The organism is Cupriavidus sp. Met-2 (genome assembly GCF_049843575.1).
GTDB lineage: Bacteria > Pseudomonadota > Gammaproteobacteria > Burkholderiales > Burkholderiaceae > Cupriavidus > Cupriavidus metallidurans.
Window position 1 is genome coordinate 312,767 of sequence record NZ_JBBHZL010000004.1, and the last position, 19,829, is coordinate 332,595.

19 protein-coding genes are annotated in these 19,829 nt (G+C 63.6%); 12 read left to right on the plus strand and 7 right to left on the minus strand.

The genetic code is table 11. From position 1 onward, the window contains the following. Window positions 1-61 precede the first annotated feature (61 nt). Window positions 62-628, minus strand: coding sequence for a DUF1439 domain-containing protein (locus tag WD006_RS11965; RefSeq protein WP_029307286.1), 567 nt, complete (start codon window positions 626-628; stop codon window positions 62-64). 13 nt (window positions 629-641) lie between these two features. Then, entirely contained in the window at window positions 642-890 is a 249-nt protein-coding gene (locus WD006_RS11970) for a YkgJ family cysteine cluster protein (RefSeq protein WP_231108872.1), read from the minus strand. On the opposite strand from WD006_RS11970, the gene WD006_RS11975 reads away from it, so the two are divergent. From WD006_RS11975 to WD006_RS11995, 5 genes are all read left to right on the plus strand, one after another. Next, complete coding sequence (locus tag WD006_RS11975) at window positions 805-1,137, plus strand: hypothetical protein (RefSeq protein ID WP_155714374.1); 333 nt, start codon at window positions 805-807, stop codon at window positions 1,135-1,137. The genes WD006_RS11970 and WD006_RS11975 overlap by 86 nt on opposite strands. 87 nt (window positions 1,138-1,224) lie before the next feature. After that, entirely contained in the window at window positions 1,225-1,989 is a 765-nt protein-coding gene (locus WD006_RS11980; RefSeq protein WP_029307284.1) for a TetR/AcrR family transcriptional regulator, read from the plus strand. Window positions 1,990-2,240: 251 nt separating this feature from the next. Then, entirely contained in the window at window positions 2,241-2,894 is a 654-nt protein-coding gene (locus WD006_RS11985) for a protein-L-isoaspartate O-methyltransferase family protein (RefSeq protein ID WP_029307283.1), read from the plus strand. A gap of 13 nt (window positions 2,895-2,907) precedes the next feature. Next, a complete protein-coding gene (locus tag WD006_RS11990) occupies window positions 2,908-3,231 on the plus strand; it encodes a rhodanese-like domain-containing protein (protein ID WP_029307282.1) in 324 nt (107 codons plus the stop codon). 131 nt (window positions 3,232-3,362) lie between these two features. Beyond that, on the plus strand, window positions 3,363-4,853 hold the full coding sequence (locus tag WD006_RS11995) for a TolC family outer membrane protein (protein WP_029307281.1): 1,491 nt from the start codon (window positions 3,363-3,365) through the stop codon (window positions 4,851-4,853). Window positions 4,854-4,958: 105 nt separating this feature from the next. Here the strand turns inward: WD006_RS11995 and WD006_RS12000 are convergent, their stop codons facing one another. The 5 genes from WD006_RS12000 to WD006_RS12020 all read right to left on the minus strand — a co-directional run bounded on the left by WD006_RS12000 (window position 4,959) and on the right by WD006_RS12020 (window position 11,046). Continuing rightward, window positions 4,959-6,275: an O-antigen ligase family protein gene (locus WD006_RS12000; RefSeq protein WP_081092599.1), complete on the minus strand. Its 1,317-nt coding sequence runs from the start codon at window positions 6,273-6,275 to the stop codon at window positions 4,959-4,961. Window positions 6,276-6,410: 135 nt separating this feature from the next. After that, on the minus strand, window positions 6,411-7,217 hold the full coding sequence (locus tag WD006_RS12005) for an META and DUF4377 domain-containing protein (RefSeq protein ID WP_029307279.1): 807 nt from the start codon (window positions 7,215-7,217) through the stop codon (window positions 6,411-6,413). Window positions 7,218-7,314: 97 nt separating this feature from the next. Next, window positions 7,315-8,589, minus strand: a complete 1,275-nt coding sequence (gene waaA, locus WD006_RS12010) for a lipid IV(A) 3-deoxy-D-manno-octulosonic acid transferase (RefSeq protein WP_029307278.1) — start codon at window positions 8,587-8,589, stop codon at window positions 7,315-7,317. Next, window positions 8,589-9,680, minus strand: coding sequence for a lipopolysaccharide heptosyltransferase I (gene waaC / locus WD006_RS12015; protein ID WP_029307277.1), 1,092 nt, complete (start codon window positions 9,678-9,680; stop codon window positions 8,589-8,591). Before waaC ends, waaA begins: the two co-directional genes overlap by 1 nt. Continuing rightward, window positions 9,661-11,046 carry a phosphomannomutase/phosphoglucomutase gene (locus tag WD006_RS12020; RefSeq protein WP_029307276.1) on the minus strand — a complete coding sequence of 462 codons (1,386 nt, stop codon included), beginning with the start codon at window positions 11,044-11,046 and terminating at the stop codon, window positions 9,661-9,663. Before WD006_RS12020 ends, waaC begins: the two co-directional genes overlap by 20 nt. A gap of 241 nt (window positions 11,047-11,287) precedes the next feature. Here WD006_RS12020 and WD006_RS12025 point away from each other — a divergent pair, with 241 nt between their 5' ends. The 7 genes from WD006_RS12025 to WD006_RS12055 all read left to right on the plus strand — a co-directional run bounded on the left by WD006_RS12025 (window position 11,288) and on the right by WD006_RS12055 (window position 19,823). Beyond that, window positions 11,288-12,427: a glycosyltransferase family 4 protein gene (locus WD006_RS12025; protein ID WP_029307275.1), complete on the plus strand. Its 1,140-nt coding sequence runs from the start codon at window positions 11,288-11,290 to the stop codon at window positions 12,425-12,427. Window positions 12,428-12,521: 94 nt separating this feature from the next. Further along, window positions 12,522-13,757 carry an exopolysaccharide biosynthesis polyprenyl glycosylphosphotransferase gene (locus WD006_RS12030; protein WP_375198943.1) on the plus strand — a complete coding sequence of 412 codons (1,236 nt, stop codon included), beginning with the start codon at window positions 12,522-12,524 and terminating at the stop codon, window positions 13,755-13,757. After that, window positions 13,757-14,911 carry a glycosyltransferase gene (locus WD006_RS12035; RefSeq protein ID WP_029307273.1) on the plus strand — a complete coding sequence of 385 codons (1,155 nt, stop codon included), beginning with the start codon at window positions 13,757-13,759 and terminating at the stop codon, window positions 14,909-14,911. Before WD006_RS12030 ends, WD006_RS12035 begins: the two co-directional genes overlap by 1 nt. Then, window positions 14,911-16,161, plus strand: a complete 1,251-nt coding sequence (locus tag WD006_RS12040) for a lipopolysaccharide biosynthesis protein (RefSeq protein WP_029307272.1) — start codon at window positions 14,911-14,913, stop codon at window positions 16,159-16,161. Before WD006_RS12035 ends, WD006_RS12040 begins: the two co-directional genes overlap by 1 nt. After that, entirely contained in the window at window positions 16,158-17,231 is a 1,074-nt protein-coding gene (locus WD006_RS12045) for a glycosyltransferase family 4 protein (RefSeq protein ID WP_029307271.1), read from the plus strand. The genes WD006_RS12040 and WD006_RS12045 overlap by 4 nt, the downstream gene beginning before the upstream one ends. Window positions 17,232-17,524: 293 nt before the next feature. Beyond that, a complete protein-coding gene (locus WD006_RS12050; RefSeq protein ID WP_080711380.1) occupies window positions 17,525-18,724 on the plus strand; it encodes a MarR family EPS-associated transcriptional regulator in 1,200 nt (399 codons plus the stop codon). 13 nt (window positions 18,725-18,737) lie between these two features. Continuing rightward, the gene (locus WD006_RS12055; RefSeq protein WP_029307269.1) at window positions 18,738-19,823 is read left to right on the plus strand and encodes a DegT/DnrJ/EryC1/StrS family aminotransferase; all 1,086 of its coding nucleotides are present in this window, start codon (window positions 18,738-18,740) and stop codon (window positions 19,821-19,823) included. The last annotated feature ends 6 nt before the right edge of the window (window positions 19,824-19,829 follow it).

The following is a 19,829-nucleotide window of genomic DNA, read 5'->3' on the forward strand; positions in this document are numbered from 1 at the left end:
AAAAAGTAAGCGCAAGACCCGCCGGCACGGCGCGGGCGCATGCATTATTGTTAATCCGGATTTACGGCCGATGAATCTTGACGTTGATACCGTCCGGAAGGACCGTGATTGTACCGGGCTCTACGTTGGTGCCGGCCAGTCGAAGCTGTTCCGGCTTGAACGTATAGAGTGGATAACCCTGCAGCAACTGCTCCGAGAGGATACCGCCAAGCGTATCAAGCTGGCGAGACAGCTGGCTCGGCAAACCCTGGACGTCGAACTGCTTGACCTCGGGGTCCTGCAGGACCAGCGATCGCGAGGGCTGGTCATAGCGCAGGGCGCTGTCGAGCGCGAAGCGGCCCGTCAACGGCTGGCGAAAAAACAGGCGGTTGTCGATCGTCGCATCGAACGCCACCGTCACGCGATTGCGCGCGGCGTCGAGCGTAAGTTGTGGATTGGCGAGCTGAATGTCGAACAGCTCCATGTACCGCTTGTTGAACGGAAACTTCTTCTCCAGCGCCGCCTGCAACTGGCTCTGCGAAAAGGTGTACTCGTTGCGGAACAAGCTGCAGCCGCCAAGCCAGCCGGCAGTGACCAGCGCGGCGACACCCGCGGCCGCCAGCCAGCGCCGGCGCGTCGTGACAATCATCGATTTACCTCCATCAGGCATGGCCGTCATCCGGGCGGGATGCCGGCGCGGTCATCGCTTCCAGCCGCGTCAGCCAGAGGAGCGCCGCTTCACGCGAATCGCCACACATCTCTTGCGAGGGACGCAGACCACTACAGAAATCCGGCCGTTCGACGCGCCCGAACACCGCGCAACGCATGTCGGGCAGCAACTGGGCGCAAGGCTGGCCTGCAGCCTTCCCCCGTGGCATGCCCGGCAACGGCGACGTGATCGACGGTGCGATACAGCAGGCACCGCAGCCGCTGCGGCAGGACGGGGCGGACTGGCAAGTCATGGTGAGTGTTGAAGATTCCGCGCCAACATGCCGTCAATGCAGCATGTGGAAGCGAATAGACCGGAGAAACTCGCAATTGTGCCTCAGCCGGGTGCCGATGCCTGAAACAAAGGGCAACATGGAAGATATGCGCGCCATTCAGCACCCTGAAAAAGCACCCTCCGCCTGGTCATATTGTCTGCTTGACCATACGTAATGGCCACTCTACATTATTGACCCATAGGTTATTAACACCAACTCCTGCCAAACCGCGCGACGGGAGCCCTGCCATTTCCACACAACCGTGACCGCCGTCCTGCCCAAGAAAGACCCCGACACCCGGCGCTGGAGCCGGCGCAAGGCCGCCCGTCCGCAGGAACTCGTCGCCGCCGCGCTGCACCTGTTCGTCGAGCGCGGCTACGCGGCCACGCGCCTCGAGGATGTCGCGGCCGCGGCCGGCGTGTCCAAGGGCACGGTCTACCTGTATTTCGCCAACAAGGAAGAGCTGTTCAAGACCGTGGTGCGCGAGAACATGGTGCCCGCCCTCGCGCGCGGCACGGATCTGGTCGACACCTATGAGGGTTCCACGCCCGAGCTGCTGCGTGAGTTGCTGCTTGGCTGGTGGGGCCTGATCGGCGCAACGCCCGTTGCGGGGCTGACCAAGCTGATCATGGCGGAATCGCGCAATTTCCCGGATATCGCGCAGTTCTATCAGGACGAAGTCATGGGTCCGGGCGACGAACTGTTCGCCCGCGTGCTGGCCCGTGGCGTGGCGCGCGGCGAGTTCCGCGCCGCGCCGGCCAACCCCACCACTACCCTGTTCTGCGCGCCGCTGGTCTTCCTGATGCTCTGGCGCAGCGCATTCGCTCAGCTCGACGCACCGGTCATCGACCCCAACGCGTTCATCGACCAGTTGCTCAACGTGCTGCTGTTCGGCCTGACCACTGGCCCCGCGCGCGATACGCCGCTGCCCCCGCCCAATGGTCCGTACGTCTGGGAGCGAATTCGAGACGAACTCGTGGCCGAGCGCGCCGCCGCCCAGCCATCTTCCGAGGAGGCCGACCAGTGACCACGCGCGCGACCACGCCCGCGCCCCGCGCCGGCTCAATATCGGTTCGCCCCTCGTTTCTAATGGTTTGTAAACATGCCAATCGGGTACGAGAGGGTAAAATAGGGTGCTTTTGCGTAACTTCCCGGCAGGCGGCGGCTTCGGCACCAGTCGGGACGTCACCCCGGCATCAACCGCAACGACCGCGCTGACGGCGACACAATACGCTGACCGGCAGTGCAACCCCGCAAGTATCTGGAAGGAAAGGCAAGATGGATCTCGAAAAAGCCCGCTTCAACATGATCGAACAGCAAATCCGCCCATGGGACGTGCTGGACCAGGAAATCCTGGACCTGCTGGCCGTGGTCAAGCGGGAGCAGTTCGTGCCGCAGGCCTACGCCGCACTGGCTTTCGTCGACATGGAGATCCCGCTGCCGTGCGGCGAGAACATGCTGCCGCCGCGCGTCGAAGCACGCCTGCTGCAGGACCTGAACGTGCGCAAGCACGAGAACGTGCTCGAAATCGGCGCTGGCTCGGGCTACATGGCCGCCCTGCTGGCCAACCGCGCCCGCCACGTGCTCACCGTGGACATCCATCCCGAACTAGTCGCCTTGGCCCGCCAGAACCTGACCAACGCCGGCGTCCACAACGTGGAAGCGGCCGAAGGCAACGCGGCTGACGGCTGGGCGGTGGCCGCGCCGTACGACGTGATCTGCATTTCGGCATCGGTGCCGGAGATTCCGCGGTCGATCCTGTCGCAGGTGAAGGTCGGCGGCCGCATCGCCGCCGTCGTCGGTACGGCCCCGGTCATGGAAGCTCGCATCGTGACGCGTGCGTCCGAGACCGAGTACCAGGTGGTCGACCTGTTCGAGACGTTGGCCAAGCCGCTGGAAGGCGCGCCGCAGCCGTCGCGCTTCAAGTTCTGATCGGACGCCAGACATGCAAGTCATTTCTGCCCCTGAACTCGCGCAATGGCTAGCGGATGCCGGCCGCGCGAAGCCGGTGCTGCTCGACGTGCGCGAGGACATCGAGATCCGCACCGCCGCGATGCCTGGCATCACGCATATCCCAATGGGCCAGATTCCTGGCCGCCTGAACGAACTCGACGAAGACGCCGAGATCGTCTGCATCTGCCACCACGGTGCGCGCAGCATGCAGGTGGCGAACTTCCTCGAGCGCCAAGGCTATACCAAGGTCTACAACCTAACCGGCGGCATTCACGCCTGGTCGACGCAGGTCGATCCGTCCGTCCCGCAGTACTGATCGGACTGATCCCGGACAGCTACCGTCCGGGATCGTCCCAGCCGGCAGCACCTCCGCAGTTCCTTGCCGTACCACCCGTCGATGTAACCGAACATTGGCCGCGCAGTGTCGCAGGCCGTGCTGGAGATGTCATGAGTTTTGCGCGTTCCGCCGTGCCAGGAGCGGCCAGGAAACCCCTGCCGCCCGCGGCTGCTCTTGCCGCTCTGGTGGCCCTGCTGCACCTGCCTGCGGCGGAGTCCGCCGATCTGCTGCAGGTGTACCGCGACGCGCAATCCAATGACGCCCAGTTCGCCAGCGCACGCGCGCAGTTGCTTGCCACGCGCGAGAAGCTGCCCCAGGCCCGTTCAGGATTGCTGCCGCAGGTCCTCGGCACGGCGGGTGCACAACGAACCCAGGCCGACTACAGCTCTCCGGTGGACGTCACCCGCTACTTCAACGCCAATACGTGGCAACTGCAGCTGACCCAGCCCCTGTTCCGCTGGGACCGCTGGGAAACCTACAAACAGGGCGAACTGGCTGTGCTGGCCGGCGAGGTCACGTTCCAGCAGGCTCAACTCGACCTGATCACGCGGGCCTCGCAGGCGTACTTCGACGTGCTGGCCGCGCAGGACAACCTTTACCTGGCCGGCGCGCAGAAGAAGGCGATCGGCGAGCAGCTCGAGCAGGCCAAACGCAATTTTGAGGTTGGCACCGCGACGATCACGGATGCCAACGACGCCCAGGCGCGCTACGACCTGGCCACGTCCACCGAGATCGCCTCGCAAAGCGCGCTGGAGGTGGTCCGCGCCACGCTGCAGCAGATCACCGGCAGGCCCGTCGACGAGTTGCTGGGACTGCGGCCCGAATCCGTGATTCCGGGCCCGGCGCCAGCCGACGTCAACGCATGGGCGGCGCAGGCCGAGCAAGCCAATCCGCAGGTCAACCTGGCCGGCTTCAACCTCGAAACCGCGCAGCGCGAAACGAACAAGGCCAAGGCCGGCCACCTGCCTTCCGTGGACTTCGTCGCATCTTACGGCTACACCAATGCCCAGGGCACGGCCACGCAGCTCAGCAATGTGGGCAGCCGCTACAACTCGGGCGTGGTGGGCGTGCAGTTGAGCATTCCGATCTTCACGGGTGGGCAGATCCAGTCGCGCGTGCGCGAAACGCTGGCCCTCGCCGACAAGGCCGCGAGCGATCTCGAATTCGCGCGCCGCACCGCCGCGCAGACAGCGCGCCAAACCTATTCCGGCGTGTACAACGGCCTGGCGCAGGTCAAGGCGCTGGAAGCCGCCGAACGCTCGGCGCAAAGCGCGGTGGAATCGAACCAGTTGGGCTACGAAGTCGGCGTGCGCATCAACATCGATGTGCTGAACGCGGAGGCGCAGCTGTACCAGACCCGCCGCGACCTGGCCAAGGCTCGCTACGACACGATCATGAACGGCATGCGCCTGAAGGCTTCCACTGGCGCACTGTCGGAGGCAGATGTGGTGCAGATCAACACGCTGCTGACGTCGGCGCCGGGGGCGATGTACAGGTTGCCGGGCAAGACGAGCGTGGGTGCAACGTCAGCGCTGCAACCGGCGCGAAGCGAGCGCGGGTCGCGCAAGAATGCCGTGCCCGGCACACTGCCCCGGACATAGCTGAGCGGCACAGAAGTGCCCTTGCATCAGTCAACCGGCAAGGCAAACCGGCAATTCGCGCCCATTGCCGGAATGGTCCGTCACAAACGTTCCCAAGCCAATCCGTCAGCGGATGGGGGCTGAACGATTGAAGTCTGCACTGAATGCGTGGCTCGTTGCGGCGCCAGTACTGTGCAGCGTATCGTGTGTCCGCACCACCTCGCAGCGAGCCAGGCCCAGCAACAAGCCTACAACGCCCGCGTAGAACACGACATTGGCCTGGTGAGCCATGGTGACCTGCGTGAGACCACAGATCAATGAAGTCACCACCACTGCCACCCCAGCGCCGCTTACGCTGACACCTCGATCGTTGCCGCCTTTACGGCAGACCTGCAGTGCGCGCCGGAATAGTTCCCCCGGCACCAGAAAGAGACCCAACATTGCCAACAAACCCGGAATACCGGTAGTGGAGGCTGCCTCGACAATGTCATTGTGCGCATGCTCGAGTACACACGCTACCGATTCCGATCTGGGCCGCTCCTCCTGACAGTACGGCGCCGCATGGAGTACTCGCGCAAACTGCCCCACACCGGCTCCGGTCAATGGATGTTCGCTGAAATAGTTGATCCCGATCTGCCAGACCTTTAGTCGCGCGCCCACCGATGTCTCTGCATCGCCATGCACAAATTTCTGAACGTCAGCAATAGCCAGATCCACCCGCTGGGCAACGGGACTAGCCGGAATCAAGTAAGCACCGACCACCAGGGCAACAATGGCGGCACCAGCTACCCCCAGCATGGTGACGCGCACGTTGCGGTAGCGGACCAGCAACAACGGAAACAACGTGACCAACAATGCAACCATGGCTCCACGCGTACCGTTCATTACCAGAATCGCCGCAGCACATGCCACATTGAACCAGGCTGTGCCGTGAGCGCGCCGATCGTCACCCGGACGCGCGAATCCTATAGCCGCAAGCGTTGCCACTATGTTGGCGAAGGCAATCGCCTGGACAAATGCCGCTGGCCGCCCATCGCCCAGCAGAAAGTACTGGTAACCGACGATCAGGAACGCAAGAAAGAGCCCCAGGGTAATGCCGCGCCAGAGCCAGGCGGGATTAGGCGCCGCACGCACGATCACCCAGCATGTCAGGATCGCCAGCAGCGTTCGCGACGGATTGTCGATGACGTTCCATGGCGTGTCGAAGTAGAGCTTTGACCCAATATCGACGACCATGAACGCCAGCACGGCGATGGTGAGCGGCATCAGCACATCGGCATGTTCGCGCCATGCGCGCCCCATGCCTCGCCAACCCAGCAGCGCCAGCACGCCGACCCCCGCCAGAAAAACGCCCGCGCCTCGAGGCACGCACAGGATCAACACCGGGAAGGCGAACACGAGGGCGGTAGCCATCCTCGACAGGAGCTTGTTGCTGGAGGTCATAGTGAGATTAGTAAAGCGTCGGTCTCGCCGCTGCGACGTGACATGCCTGGAACCAGGCCGGATTCTATATGATCGGCCAACCGAGCTAGCCCGGATTGGGGGCCACGAGCTTGACCCGGCACTCCCCCCCACCGGTCACTTCGCGCGTGTGCGCTCTTCCACGTCGAGCAGTTGCCAGCGGATCGACACCGCGTCGGCGAGCAGATTCGGCACCTGGTACTCGCGCACGCGCAGTTTGTAGCTGACGCCGGGTTCGAAATCGAGCCCTTCGATCGGCCCGTACCAGAGTTGCCATGGGGCTTCGGGCGACTCGCGCCAGCGATAACATTGCATCTTGCCCACGCCCGAGCATTCCACGCGTTGCGAATCGATATAGACGATCTTCTCCTTGCCCGGCGCCGCATCGATCTTCGTGCCGCGCTGGCCCACGCCCTCGCGCTCGACGAACTGCAACAGATCGCCATCCCCCGTCTTCCAGACGATCTGCCGCCCGGTCGGGCCCGCCGACGGCTGGGTGCCGACCGTCGTGAAGGGCGAAGCCATTGCCTTGAGCAGCGCTGATTCGAGTTCCATGCGCGGCTCCGGGCAGGCCATGCGCGTGCTAGCGATGCGATCGAAGCGAATCCCGGTGGTGGTCTTGCCGTAGCCGCCCGTGAAGCGGTTGCAGCCGCTGGTGCCGCTTACCGTGCCATGCTGAGAATCGATACCGTCATTGAAGTCGAAAATGATTGGCTGGCCATTGTCGCCATGGGGAATGGCGCGCAGCGTGCCATCGGCGCGTTGCCAGCGCACAAGCTCCCAGCGGCTCGGGCCGCCCGAGCGGGTCTCGCCGAGGCTGGTGGTGGCGGACGGGTTATCCGGCAGCGGGCCGGAGGCGCAGGCAGAAATCATGGCGGCGGCGAGGGCCAATGTCATGGCCAAAGGTCGGAGAACATACTGCATCGATCTACCCCTTTGCTAGATGAGGCGCCCTCACAACTCAAGCGCATCAATCTCCACAAACGATTGTCAGTCTAGCGCTGAATCGCGTGTCCATATGTCAGCGCAACACCGGCGCCAGCGCACCAAGCGTACGCGCCGTCGCACCCCGATGCAGGCCGGCAAAGGTCAGCGCGTGCGCGCGCTTGTCGGCCAGCCGGGCTTCGTCGCCCAGCATAACGGCGGCGGCGGCCATCAGTTCGTCCGCGTTGGCGACGCGCTCGCAGGCGCCTGCTGCAATCGCGTCTTCGGTGGCTTGCGCGAAGTTGAACGTATGCGGCCCCATCAGCACCGGCGTGCCGACGGCGCATGCCTCGATCAGGTTCTGCCCGCCCAGTGGGATCAGGCTCCCGCCGATATAGGCAATATCCGAGGCCGCGTAGTACATCGCCATCTCGCCCATCGAGTCACCCAGCACGACGTCGGCGGTGATCGGCGATGCAAGCTGTTCAATATCGAGCGCGCTGCGGCGCTGGACGCTGAAGCCGGCGCGCGCGGCCATCGCGGCCACCTCGTCGAAGCGCTGTGGGTGACGCGGCACCAGCAGCAATGCGGGGCGATCGGCGCCGGGCCAGCGCGCGAACGCCTCCAGGATCAGTGGCTCTTCGCCTTCGCGCGTGCTGGCCGCCGCCAGCACATGCCGGTTGCCAAAAGCGCGCCGCAGAAACTGTCCGCGCGCGACGCCGGCCTCGGGCGGCTGCATGTCGAACTTCAGGTTGCCCGTGATCTGCACCGAGCGCACGCCGAGTGCGCGATAACGTTCGGCATCACCGGCGGTCTGGGCCAGCACCATCGTGAAGTCGTTGTACAGCAACGCGGCAGCCTTGCCGAAACGCGCCGTGCGTCGATAGCTGCGCGGTGAGAGGCGCGCGTTGACCAGGAACAACGGTACGCCAACGCGGCGCGTCACGTGCACCAGGTTTGGCCACACCTCGGTTTCCATGATCAGGCCGGCATCGGGGCGGAAATACGCGAGGAAGCGCCGCACCAGCCAGGGAATGTCGTACGGGAGATAGCATTGCTGGACGCGCGAATTGCCGCCATAGAGCTGCGCGCCAGTCTGGCGACCGGTCGGCGTCATGTGCGTCAGCAACAGCCGATGCTGCGGATAGGCCGCCAGCAGGGCATCGATCAACGGCTGCGCTGCCCGCGTCTCGCCGACAGATACCGCATGGACCCACAACCACGGCCCGGCCGTCGGTAGATCACCATACTGGCCCAGGCGCTCGCCCACGTGCTGGATATAGCCGGGCTCCTTGCGCGAACGCCAGACCAGACGCAGCAGCGCCAGTGGCAGGATCACCAGCCACAACAGGGTATAGGCCAAACGAAGCATCAGGCGGCCACTCCGCGCACGCGCAAGGCCGCGGCATGGACCTCGTCGACCGTCGGTACGATGCCGTCGTCGCCTACATTGGCGATGCGATCGGACCAGTAGCCCTCGGTCTTCCAGCGCCACGTAGCCGTATAGATCTCGACTGTGGGGCGGCACAGCGCGGCGGCAATATGCACCAGCCCCGTATCGACGCCGATCACCACTTCGGCGCGGTTGATCAGCCCGAATCCCTGCATGACCGAAAAGCGCGGCAGCACGCGCGCGCCCGGAATACCTGCGGCAAGCGCCTCGGCATCGCGGCGCTCGGACTCGCTGCCCCACGGCAGCAGCACGGTCAGACCCTCCGCGTGGAGTTTTTGCCCCAGTGCGTGCCAGTTCGCCACCGCCCAACGCTTCTTTGCGCCGGCCGTGGCATGGAAGCAGACCGCATAGCGTGCGGGCAGATCCGCCCACAGCGGATCATTGACGTTCAGTGTGTTGGCGGCAGGGCCGAAGAAACGCGGTGGCTCAGGCGGCGTGATGCCGGTCAGCGCGGCGCCAAGCAGGCGCGACCGGCGCACCGAATGGGTCTGGCGCGGCACCTTGACCGGCGCCGTGTAGAACAGCCGGGCAGCCGGCTCATAGCCCGAGCCCTGCGTGGCATTGCCCAGGCCGATTACTGGCGCGCCAGCGGCGCGGGCCGCGGTGCGAGCCACGATGGCCGTCTTGAGCAAACCCTGGGTTTCGAGCACTGCGTCATAGGGCCTGGCCTGGATGGCGTCGCGCAGTGCGCCAACCTCGGCCCAGGTCTCGCCCTGCCAAAAGCGCTTGCGCCAGCGGCGCAGCGCGAACGGAATCACGCGGCCCACTTCAGGCAGCTGTCGCACCAGATCGACATAGCCTTCTTCCACCACCCAATCGATCTCGGCATCGGGCCAGCGCGCGCGCAGATCGTGCACGAGCGGCATGTTGTGGACCACGTCGCCCAGCGACGACACCTTGACGATCAGCATGCGCGGCCGCGCGGGCAGCGCAAACGGCGACACCGCCGCCAGCGGCGACGGTGTCTCTACGGTCGATGCCTGCACGACTTCAGAACGGGAGCTTTGCATCCGGTTTCTCGGCCAGGATCACGCGCTTGAACTCGGCCTGGATGCGCGCCAGCGCGGCGTCGTTGTCAGCCTCGAAGCGCATCACCACCACGGGCGTCGTGTTGGACGGACGCGCCAGGCCGAAGCCGTCGGGATACTCGACGCGCACGCCATCGATCGTGATGACTTCCTTCGCGCCATCGAACTTTGCATTGGCGCGGATCTTGTCGAGCAGCGTGAACGCTTCACCCTCCGCACACTTGAGTTGCAGCTCGGGCGTGCAGTTGGAGTTCGGCAGCGCGTTGAGCACGGCGCTCGGGTCGGCGTGGCGCGAGAGGATCTCGAGCAGGCGAGCGCCCGTGTACAGGCCATCGTCGAAGCCGTACCAACGGTCCTTGAAGAACACGTGGCCACTCATCTCGCCGGCGATCGGCGCGCCCGTTTCCTTGAGCTTGGCCTTGACCAGCGAGTGGCCCGTCTTCCACATCAGCGGTTCGCCGCCGTGCTGACGAATCCACGGTGCCAGCTTGCCTGTGCACTTCACGTCGTAGATCACCTGCGCGCCGGGGCTGCGCGAGAGGATCTCCTCGGCGAACAGCATCAGTTGCCGATCCGGGAAGATGACCTGCCCGTCCTTGGTGACCACGCCCAGGCGGTCGCCGTCGCCATCGAAGGCCAGCCCAAGCTCGCAATCGGTGTCGCGCAGGCACTGCATCAGATCCTGCAGATTCTCCACGTGGGCCGGATCGGGATGGTGATTCGGGAAATGGCCGTCAACATCGCAGAACAGTTCGACCACTTCGCAGCCGAGCCCCCGGAACAGATCGCCGACGAACGCCCCCGCCACGCCGTTGCCGGCGTCGAGCGCAATCTTCATCGGCCGCGCCAGCTTCACGTCGCCGACGATGCGGTCCAGGTACTGCTGGCGCACGTCCACAAGCTTGTAGCCACCGGCGCCTTTGGTGAAGTTGCCGGCGTCGATCCGCTGGCGCAGGGCCTGGATCTGCTCGCCGTAGATCGCCTTGCCGCCTAGCACCATCTTGAAGCCGTTGTAGTCGGGCGGATTGTGGCTGCCCGTGACCATGATGCCGGACGCGGCGCGGCGGCCGTCCAGTTCGATATTGGTGCCGAAGTACACCATCGGCGTGGCGACCATGCCGAGGTCGATCACGTCCAGCCCGGCGGCACGCAGACCTTCCACGAGCCCGCCGAGCAAATCGGGGCCGGACAGCCGACCGTCGCGGCCGACCACGACAGCTTTTTCGCCCTGCTCGGCAGCAGCCGAGCCAAACGACAGGCCGATGAAACGGGCCACTTCCGGGGTCAGCGTCTTGCCCACGATGCCGCGGATGTCGTAGGCCTTGAAGATCGAAGAATCAATTTGCATATGGCTTCCCTTGGTCGAAGTTCACGGTGCGATACCGCCCGGATACAGCCGGGGGCGGGGCGCGGGCAGGGCGCCAAAAACCCGTATTGTGCCGGATTGCGAAGTCAGCGCCAGTTTATAATCCCTCGACCACACAAACCCGGGCGATCCGTGCGCGACGTCACGGATCCTGGCAAGGCCCTTTTCGGCAATGTGCGGGGAGCGCTTACCAGTGCTTCATTACTAACTTTCTTTCGCGTTCGTGCAGAATCTGCCTTCCCCCCGGCCCCGCGTCGCATATGTCATCACCAGCTCCGAAGTCGGCGGGGCCCAATCGCATGTAGCGGATCTACTGCGCGCGCTGCGCGGCCGGATCGATGCCACCGTGCTGGCGGGCGGAGACGGCCCCTTGTTCGCGTCGGCGCAAGCCGCTGGCGCCGGGACGGTGCGACTTTCCCTGCTCGACAACGCCATGTCCATATTCAAAGCGATCGCCACGCTGCGCCAGTTGAAGGCCGCGCTGCGCCGCGTTGCGCCTGACCTGATTCACGTCCATAGCGCCAAGGCAGGCGCGCTGGGACGGGTTGCCGCTTGGATGCTTGACGTTCCCGTGGTGTACACCGTCCACGGCTTCGCCTTCAAGCCGGCAGCGCCGCTGCTCCGGCGAGCAGCGTCCCGCTTTGCGGAATGGTGCCTCGCCCCGCTAACCACGCACCTGATTTGCGTCGCCGATTCAGAACGTACCCTGGCTGCTGCCCTGCCGGTGTCAGCCGCGCGCGTCAGCGTGATCCACAACGGCATTCCGGATGTCATGGTCCGTGCCGAACCGGGCGGCCCGATGCGCCGTATTGTCATGGTGGCGCGGTTTGCCACACCAAAGCGGCCCGACATTGTCATTCGCGCGTTTGCGCGGGCGAATCTCGACAACTGCGAACTGGTAATTGCCGGTGACGGCCCGACTCGCGCCGCGATGCGCTCGCTGGCCGACGAGCTGGCGCCCGGACGCGTCAGTCTGCCCGGTAATGTCGATGACATCGCCGGTTTGCTGGCCTCTGCACAACTTTTCGTACTGGCGTCGGACCATGAAGGACTGCCAGTTTCAATCCTGGAAGCAATGCGCGCCGGCCTGCCGATTGTGGCGTCGGACCTGCCCGGCATTCGCGAGGAATTCGGCACGACGTCGGCGGGCCTGCTGGTGCCTGGCAACGATGAAGCCGCGATGGCCGAGGCATTTGTCGCGTTGGCCGGCGACCCGGCCCGCCGTGGTGCGATGAGCCAGTCGGCACGTATTCGCTGGGGCGAAGCCTTTGGGGTCGAGGCCATGGCCGAGGCCACTTGGCAGGTCTACCAGCACACGCTAGGGACTGGACAGACGGCCGCATTGCCGGCAAAGGGCGCGTGATATGGACAACAACAAACAAGCCCGTCTGAGCAGTACGCAACGAGCACCGGCCGCGAACGCACGCGGCTCTGAGACTGTGCGCCGCGCGAGCCGGATGCTATCCTGGGCCCTGCTCGGCCTGGTGCTATTCGGCGTCAATACCGTGCTGGCCGAGTATCTGCACCATACTGGCGCTGTCACGTACGTATTCACGCGAACCCTGATCTGGGCGATCGTGCCCTACCTCTGTACATTCGTCCTACTGCACCGGTCGCTGCACCTGCCGGCTATCGAGGGAAACAGCCTGATTGGGATGTCCGCCACCCTACCCTTCGGCCTGCTGTTAATCAGCTTCGCTGCGTTTCATATCGAATATTCCCGCGGGGCGTTGCTACTGGGCTATGTCACGACGCTGGCATGGAGCGGTATCGGCTACCGGCGTTTCGTGCAGAACTATGTGCCGGTATTCGGCTATACCGACCCGCACTCGCTCGAACAGCTAGAAGCGGTACTGGCCATGCCAGGCGCTACACCACCCGCGCCGACCCGCCTGGAGTTTATTCGCTCATTTGAAGATGCCGTGCATTGCGACGGCCTGCTCCTCGACCGCTCGGCCACCGCGGACCCAGAGCGAACTCGCGCACTGGCGCGCCTGAAACTGAGTCACGTGCGCATGTATTCGGTGGAACGTGTGGGCGAGATGCTGACCGGGCGCGTCGGTCTGGAACATATCGATGAAAACTTCCTTGACGACTATGCGCGCCACTATCTCTACGGCTTCGTGAAGCGCTTGCTCGACATCGCCGCCGCGCTTTGTCTGGCACCACTGGCATTGCCACTTTCCGCGCTGACTGCATTGGCAATCCGCCTGGAATCGGTGGGCCCGGTGCTGTTCAAGCAGGAACGAGTGGGGCGGTTCGGCGAAACGTTCACAATGTACAAGTTCCGGAGCATGGGCTGGCAACCCGATGCCGCTGCTCAGTTCGCGCAGCGTCACGACCCTCGCGTCACACACGTGGGCCGCGTGATCCGCAAGTACCGGCTCGACGAACTGCCGCAGCTCTGGAACGTCCTGACGGGCGACATGAGCCTGATAGGGCCACGGCCGGAACAGGTACCGATGGTCGACATGTTCGCCGACACAATCGCGTACTACCCATACCGGCATCTGGTACGTCCCGGGCTCTCGGGATGGGCGCAGGTGCAGCAGGGCTACGTTGGCAGCCATGCAGAAACGGTCACCAAGCTCAGCTATGACCTCTACTACGTCAAGCATTGCTCGTTTGCGCTGGACCTGCTGATTGCGGTCAAGACCGTGCGCACGTTGCTGACTGGATATGGAGCGCGTTGATGCCGCCGGCTACCGTAGCGGAGCCCGCACCGATGCGGATCCTACTGGTCACCACCGGACTGAAGATCGGCGGCGCCGAACACCAGGTAGCGGCGCTTGCACAGGAATTTCAGCAGATGGGCCACGCGGTGGCGATCCTGAGCCTCTCGGCCGGGCGGGAGATCGACCTGCCCACCGGAGTTGACGTGATTGAGCTCAACATGCGCAAGACCCCGGCCGGCATGGCGCAAGCCCTCTGGTTCGCACGCGGACTGGTCAAATCGTGGAGGCCCGATGTCATTCACGCCCACATGGTGCACGCCAACCTGTTTGCCCGCTGGCTAACGCGTATCGTGCATTGCCCGCCGCTGGTGTGCACTGCGCACAGTTTCCGTGAAGGCGGGCGCCTACGCATGCTGGCCTATCGCCTGACCGATCGATGGAGCGCGCTAACCACCCACGTCAGCGAGGATGGGCGCGGAGGCATGGTCGCTTCAGGCGCCGCGCAGGCCGACCGCATCGCGGTGATGCCCAATGGCATCGACATCGACCGGTTTCATCCCAATGCGGCGTTGCGTGGCGCGACTCGCGCGCGGCTGGGTATCAGCGCCGGCACGCGGCTCGCCCTGAACGTCGGGCGGCTGGTTCCGGAGAAAGCGCAAGACCTACTGTTGCGCGCGTTCGCGCAAATCGACCCGGCTACGCTGCCGGTTCATCTGCTGATCGCCGGCGGGGGCCCGCTTCATCAGTCGCTGACCGCCCAGATTGCGGCGCTGGGCCTGGCATCGCGCGTCACGCTGCTGGGGCCACGCGACGACGTGCCGGCCTTGCTCAATGCGGCCGACACGTTCGCTCTTTCGTCGGATATCGAAGGCCTGCCCATGGTGCTGGTGGAAGCGCTGGCCTGCGGTTGCCCCGTGGTGGCCACCGATGCACCGGGCGTGAGGGAAGTCCTGCACGACCAGGGCTCGATCGTGCCGCGCGACGATGCGACCGCACTGGCCGCCGCATTGGACGCGGCCCTGCGGCACGGCAGGGGATTGCCCACGGAGGAATCCGTACGTCGCGCGCACGTGGTTGCCAAATTTTCCATCGACGCAGTGGCGCAGCGCTGGCTGGAGATCTACGCCAGCCTGATCGGCGCCGCCGCCACCCCTCGCACGGAGGCCGTCTGATGCGCCGGCGCGTGGCGGGCAATCTGCTCTGGATGCTGGCCGAGCGCGGCTTCCAGATCGGCATCGGCATCGGCGTGGTCGCCATGCTGGCGCGGGCACTTGGGCCGTCGGGATTCGCGCACTTCCAGTACGCCCAGTCGATCGTGCTGATCGCCGCATCGTTCGCGCTGGTCTGCGGCGCGGAGGTCGTGGTACCGCGACTCGTCGCTTCCACGGCGCCGCCTGTCCAGCATGGCTTGCTTGCTTACGCCTTCGTGCTGCGCCTGGCCGGCGGCGTCACCGGCTACCTGCTGATGTGCGCCTATCTAGGTATCACGTCCCCAGGAAAGGAAGTGTGGCACGCAGCGCTCTGGCTCGGCATCGCGATCCTGCTGCGCGAGCCGTTCGGAGTGGTGGTCGCCTGGATGCAGTCCCATACCAACAACCGGCCCGGCACGCTGTTTAGCCTGGCCGCCCTGGCCGTCAAGGCGATCCTTGTGGGTGGCCTGTTCGCGGCCGGCGTCCGCGAGATCACTGGCTACGCCGCCGCGTTCGCACTCGAGGCCATTGTGCTGGCAGTGCTACTGACGAGCTACTACTTCGTGCGCGTGCACGACCGCGACTACACGTGGCAGGTCGGCCAGGCGCGCGAACTGATCACCGCCGGCGCCCTGTTCTGGATCAGTTTCATCCTGATGATGGCCGCGCGCCGCGTGGACCAGCTCGTGCTCCAGCCATCGGTTCCGTCCGCGGACTTTGGCGCGTACGCGGCGTGCATGCAGATCCTCGATAACTTCACCATGGTGGCAAGCATCCTCGTGGCCGGCATCGCGCCAACCTATGTGTATGCGCGAACCGCTTATACGGAGGCACATACCAGCATCGGCCGCATCGCGCTTGGCATCAGCGCGCTCGGCCTTGTCGGCGGCGTGCTGATCGCCGGTTGCGCACCATGGATCGTGCGGCTGCTATACGGCAGCGCGTTCGATGCAACCGTGACGCTGCTACGCGTGGCGGCCGTCGCCTCAACGCTGATATTCGCCGATGTCGCACTGACGCTGCTGGCGGTGTACCTGCGCAAGCCGCGCTGGATCGCCATCAAATGGGCACTGGTACTGGTCACGACGCTGGCCTTCGATCTCATCGTCATCCCGCGCTATGGCAGTTGGGGTGCCATCACGGGCTATGCACTGGGCAATGGCGTGGCGGTAATGGTCGGGCTGACGTTCTGGCTGCGCCACAGACCGATACCCAAAGTCGCCTCGGCATGAACCCGCTTCCAACCGTCTGCTTCCTGACCGGCACGCTGAACGCTTTCGCAGGTGCAGAGCGCATGACCGCCGTCATCGCCAACGCACTGGCCGAGCGCGGCTACCGGGTGTTCGTGCTTAGCCTGTGGGACCGGGCAAGTGTGTTTACACTACATGAGTGCGTGACACATCAAGCTTTGTTCGAGCAGCGGCCTTCATTCAAACAGGCATATCTGCCGACTGTCCTCGGCATCCGGCGTTTTGTGCGCGAGCACGGAATCGACGTGCTGATCGAGGTCGACACGATGCTGGCGCTGTTCACGCTTCCAGCCACGTTTGGAATGAATGTGCGCCGGATAGCGTGGGAGCATTGCCATTTCGACGAGGACCTGGGCAGGCGCGCGCGCAAGGTGGCACGCATTCTGGCGGCCCGGACAAATGCGCATGTCGTGGTACTAACCGAACGCGATCGCGAACGCTGGACCGACGCTTTGCGCCCCCATGGCGGCGTCGTGCATATTCCGAATCCTCTGCCGTTCCCGATACCCGAAACGCCTGCACCTCGCGATTCCAGGACTGTTCTGGCAGTGGGGCGCCTGACGCAGGCCAAGGGCTTCGATGTGCTGATCAAAGCATGGGCAAAGGTGGCACGGATTGCGCCCGACTGGAAGTTGGTGATCGTCGGGGAAGGCGAGGACCGTGGCGGCCTAGAGGCACTACGCGCGCAGTTGGGACTTGAGGCATGCGTATCACTGCCGGGTGCACGCGCCGATATCACCACAGCCTACGCTGACGGCGCTGTCTTCTGTTTGAGTTCCCGCTACGAGGGATTTGGGCTGGTGCTAATCGAAGCCATGGGATTCGGCTTGCCGATCGTCTCAACAGACTGTGAGCAGGGTCCACGTGAGTTGCTCGGCCCGGACACCGCGGTGCTGGTTCCCGTGGATAACGCAGCGCAGCTTGCCAACGCACTCTGCAAAGTCATCCAGACACCGGAAACAGCAAACCGGCTCGCGATGCTGGGTAGAGAGCGCGCCCGCCAGTTCGACCTCGCGCACATCACAGACCAGTGGGCCGCCTTGCTTGGTTGAGTGGTGCCCTGCCCTGGAACCCGAGGGACGCGCAGCTGGATTCCTCCTGAGCTTCCCGACCATCGCAAGCGGTGGAAGGCGTTCGCAAAGAAAACAATGACTTACAAAACGTTTTCTCATGAGACAGATGGCGGTGGACCCGGCTGACGTATCCAAGTAGAATTGTTCAACTTCAAACAAATCATCAGATTCAATCACTTTCGGCTACCCGGCCCTGGCTGCGCCCCGACAGATGTGCCGAGTAACATGCACATCCCGTGCAAACAGCCGCGAGCAAGCATTGTGTCTACACCATGACAAGTCGCCAAGCCAAGATACAAGAGGACACGTATTTTCGGATCATGCGCATCTTGCAAGAGAATCCGGACCTTACCCAACGCGAGTTGGCCGAGGAGCTTGGCGTCAGCGTTGGTGGCCTGAACTATTGCCTTAAGGCTCTGATGGAAAAGGGCTGGGTCAAGGTGCAGAACTTTAGCCAATCCAAGAACAAGTTTGGCTATGTCTACATCCTGACTCCACGCGGCATTGCCGAAAAGGCAGCCCTGACCAGTCGCTTCCTGAAACGGAAGATGGAGGAGTACGAGCTGCTCAAGGCCGAAATCGAGACTTTGCGAAAGGAAGTCGGCGACAAGGCTGCAACAGAGCAACGAATGGGGACGAAGATCAATTTGGACGGATCGCGCCAGTACTCCGTACACGAAGGAGTCCCCCCGGCAGCCAAGGCGCTGATCTGGGAGGTCTTCTTCCGATCCAGAGGAAGAGGCATCGATCTGTCAGTGCACTATCCGTGGATCGATCAGCGCGATCGCGTGACGTCCATATTGATCAGTCCGGACCACGGGAACGAACAGGCGACCGCAGCGGCGGCACTGGTGATCAAGGAAGCGTCACTGGTCGCAGGCCGAAAAATCGGCTTGGTGGGGCTGGTATGTGTCGACGAAGCATTCCGGGGCAGCGGGCTGGGCCACAAGCTTGTTTCCGCTGCAACTGAAGTAGCGAGAGACAAGTCGTTCGACACGCTGGTGCTCTGGACAGGCAAGCCCAACGTATATGTGAAGCACGGGTTCGCCGTGGATAGCATAGACCGGTATGGCAAAATCTGGAAACACACTGCCGATGGTGTCGGGCGATCTTTTTGCCACGATCCGTCCGGGCTCAAGATCGACGACATCTCCTCACTCGGCATCCCCGCCTTCGCGAATCGCGTGCTTGTGTTCAGCCATGACACGGCTTCGATTACGGTAATGCCTGCGGCCCAAGGATATACGCTGGCGGCATGGAGCGGCAGCTGGGATACCGTCTTCAAGATTATTGAGCGGATTCTTCCAGACACCTGGAGTCTCAACGCGCCTGCGGACTCGGACATCTACGCCGAACTGGAGGCTCGTGGGTACAGCTTTGACCTCCCTGCGGGCGCCCAACGAATGACCAACGAACTATCGGGCAAGGACTTTCCCGGCCTGCCGTATATCCCATTGCTCAACCGTATCTGAGGGAAAAACAGACATGATTCCGATCGTCAAGGTAGCAATGCCACCGAAGTCGGCCCTGATGCCGGCGCTGGAAACCGTGCTATACAGCGGCATGATTGCCGAAGGCGAGTCCGTTTATAAGTTCGAGACCGAATTCAACCGGAGGTTTGGACTGACGCATTCACTCGCCATGAGCAGCGGGACCGGTGCACTGCACGCTGCGCTCGCGTTAGCCGGCGTTGGCCCGGGCGATGAAGTGATTTCCACCCCAATGACGGCGGAGCCCACCAATACGACGATCCTATACACGGGCGCCAAGGTTGTCTGGGCAGATGTCGACCCGGTATCGGGCAACATGTGCCCCGAATCGGTTCGCCACAGCATCACGAACAGGACCAAGGCGATCCTCTGTGTCCACTATGCAGGCTATCCGACCCGCCTTGCCGAACTGAAGCAGATTGCCGACGAGCACGGTATCGCCCTGATCGAAGACTGCGCTCACGCACTGGGGGCCCGTTACCACGACCAGCCCATTGGGACGATCGGTCACTACGGCATTTATTCGTTCCAGGCGATCAAGCACATGACGACAGTCGATGGCGGCCTTCTGACCTTCACCGACAGCTCACAGCTGGAGGCAGCAAAGAAGTTCCGCTGGTTCGGTATGCTCAAGGGCGTTCCACGTACCGAGATCGATATTACGAGTGTTGGCTACAAGTACAACATGAACAACGTCAACGCGACGATTGGACTGGTGCAGTTGCAGAGCATCTCCGAGATACTCGATCGGCATGCCGAGAACGGCAAATACTACGACGCGCAGTTCGATTCAGTCAGCGGCATCGACTTTGCGCGCTGCGATGCGGGGGCCGAACCCAGTTACTGGATATATACCCTGCTGTGCGATGACAGCGCGAGCGTTGAGAAAGCACTCAATGCGGCAGGAATCGCCGCGTCGAAACTCCATCGCCCCAACAGCCTGCATAGCATTTTCGCCGGATCCCGCCGGGACTTGCCCGGGCTTGACACGTTCTACAAGCGACTCCTTCATATTCCATGCGGTTGGTGGGTGAGCGATGAGGACCGCGCGCGAATCGTTGAGGTGATTCGGAAAGGCTAAGGAGAC

Excerpts from the sequence above, each read along its gene's own strand:
- WD006_RS12020 (WP_029307276.1), bottom strand. The coding sequence starts at position 11,046 with ATGCAAATTGATTCTTCGATCTTCAAGGCCTACGACATCCGCGGCATC.
- WD006_RS11995 (WP_029307281.1), top strand. The coding sequence starts at position 3,363 with ATGAGTTTTGCGCGTTCCGCCGTGCCAGGAGCGGCCAGGAAACCCCTG.
- WD006_RS11985 (WP_029307283.1), top strand. The coding sequence starts at position 2,241 with ATGGATCTCGAAAAAGCCCGCTTCAACATGATCGAACAGCAAATCCGC.
- WD006_RS11975 (WP_155714374.1), top strand. The coding sequence starts at position 805 with ATGTCGGGCAGCAACTGGGCGCAAGGCTGGCCTGCAGCCTTCCCCCGT.
- WD006_RS12040 (WP_029307272.1), top strand. The coding sequence starts at position 14,911 with ATGCGCCGGCGCGTGGCGGGCAATCTGCTCTGGATGCTGGCCGAGCGC.
- waaC (WP_029307277.1), bottom strand. The coding sequence starts at position 9,680 with ATGCAAAGCTCCCGTTCTGAAGTCGTGCAGGCATCGACCGTAGAGACA.
- waaA (WP_029307278.1), bottom strand. The coding sequence starts at position 8,589 with ATGCTTCGTTTGGCCTATACCCTGTTGTGGCTGGTGATCCTGCCACTG.
- WD006_RS11965 (WP_029307286.1), bottom strand. The coding sequence starts at position 628 with ATGATTGTCACGACGCGCCGGCGCTGGCTGGCGGCCGCGGGTGTCGCC.
- WD006_RS12055 (WP_029307269.1), top strand. The coding sequence starts at position 18,738 with ATGATTCCGATCGTCAAGGTAGCAATGCCACCGAAGTCGGCCCTGATG.
- WD006_RS12000 (WP_081092599.1), bottom strand. The coding sequence starts at position 6,275 with ATGACCTCCAGCAACAAGCTCCTGTCGAGGATGGCTACCGCCCTCGTG.
- WD006_RS11990 (WP_029307282.1), top strand. The coding sequence starts at position 2,908 with ATGCAAGTCATTTCTGCCCCTGAACTCGCGCAATGGCTAGCGGATGCC.
- WD006_RS12050 (WP_080711380.1), top strand. The coding sequence starts at position 17,525 with ATGACAAGTCGCCAAGCCAAGATACAAGAGGACACGTATTTTCGGATC.
- WD006_RS12035 (WP_029307273.1), top strand. The coding sequence starts at position 13,757 with ATGCCGCCGGCTACCGTAGCGGAGCCCGCACCGATGCGGATCCTACTG.
- WD006_RS12030 (WP_375198943.1), top strand. The coding sequence starts at position 12,522 with ATGCTATCCTGGGCCCTGCTCGGCCTGGTGCTATTCGGCGTCAATACC.
- WD006_RS12045 (WP_029307271.1), top strand. The coding sequence starts at position 16,158 with ATGAACCCGCTTCCAACCGTCTGCTTCCTGACCGGCACGCTGAACGCT.
- WD006_RS12005 (WP_029307279.1), bottom strand. The coding sequence starts at position 7,217 with ATGCAGTATGTTCTCCGACCTTTGGCCATGACATTGGCCCTCGCCGCC.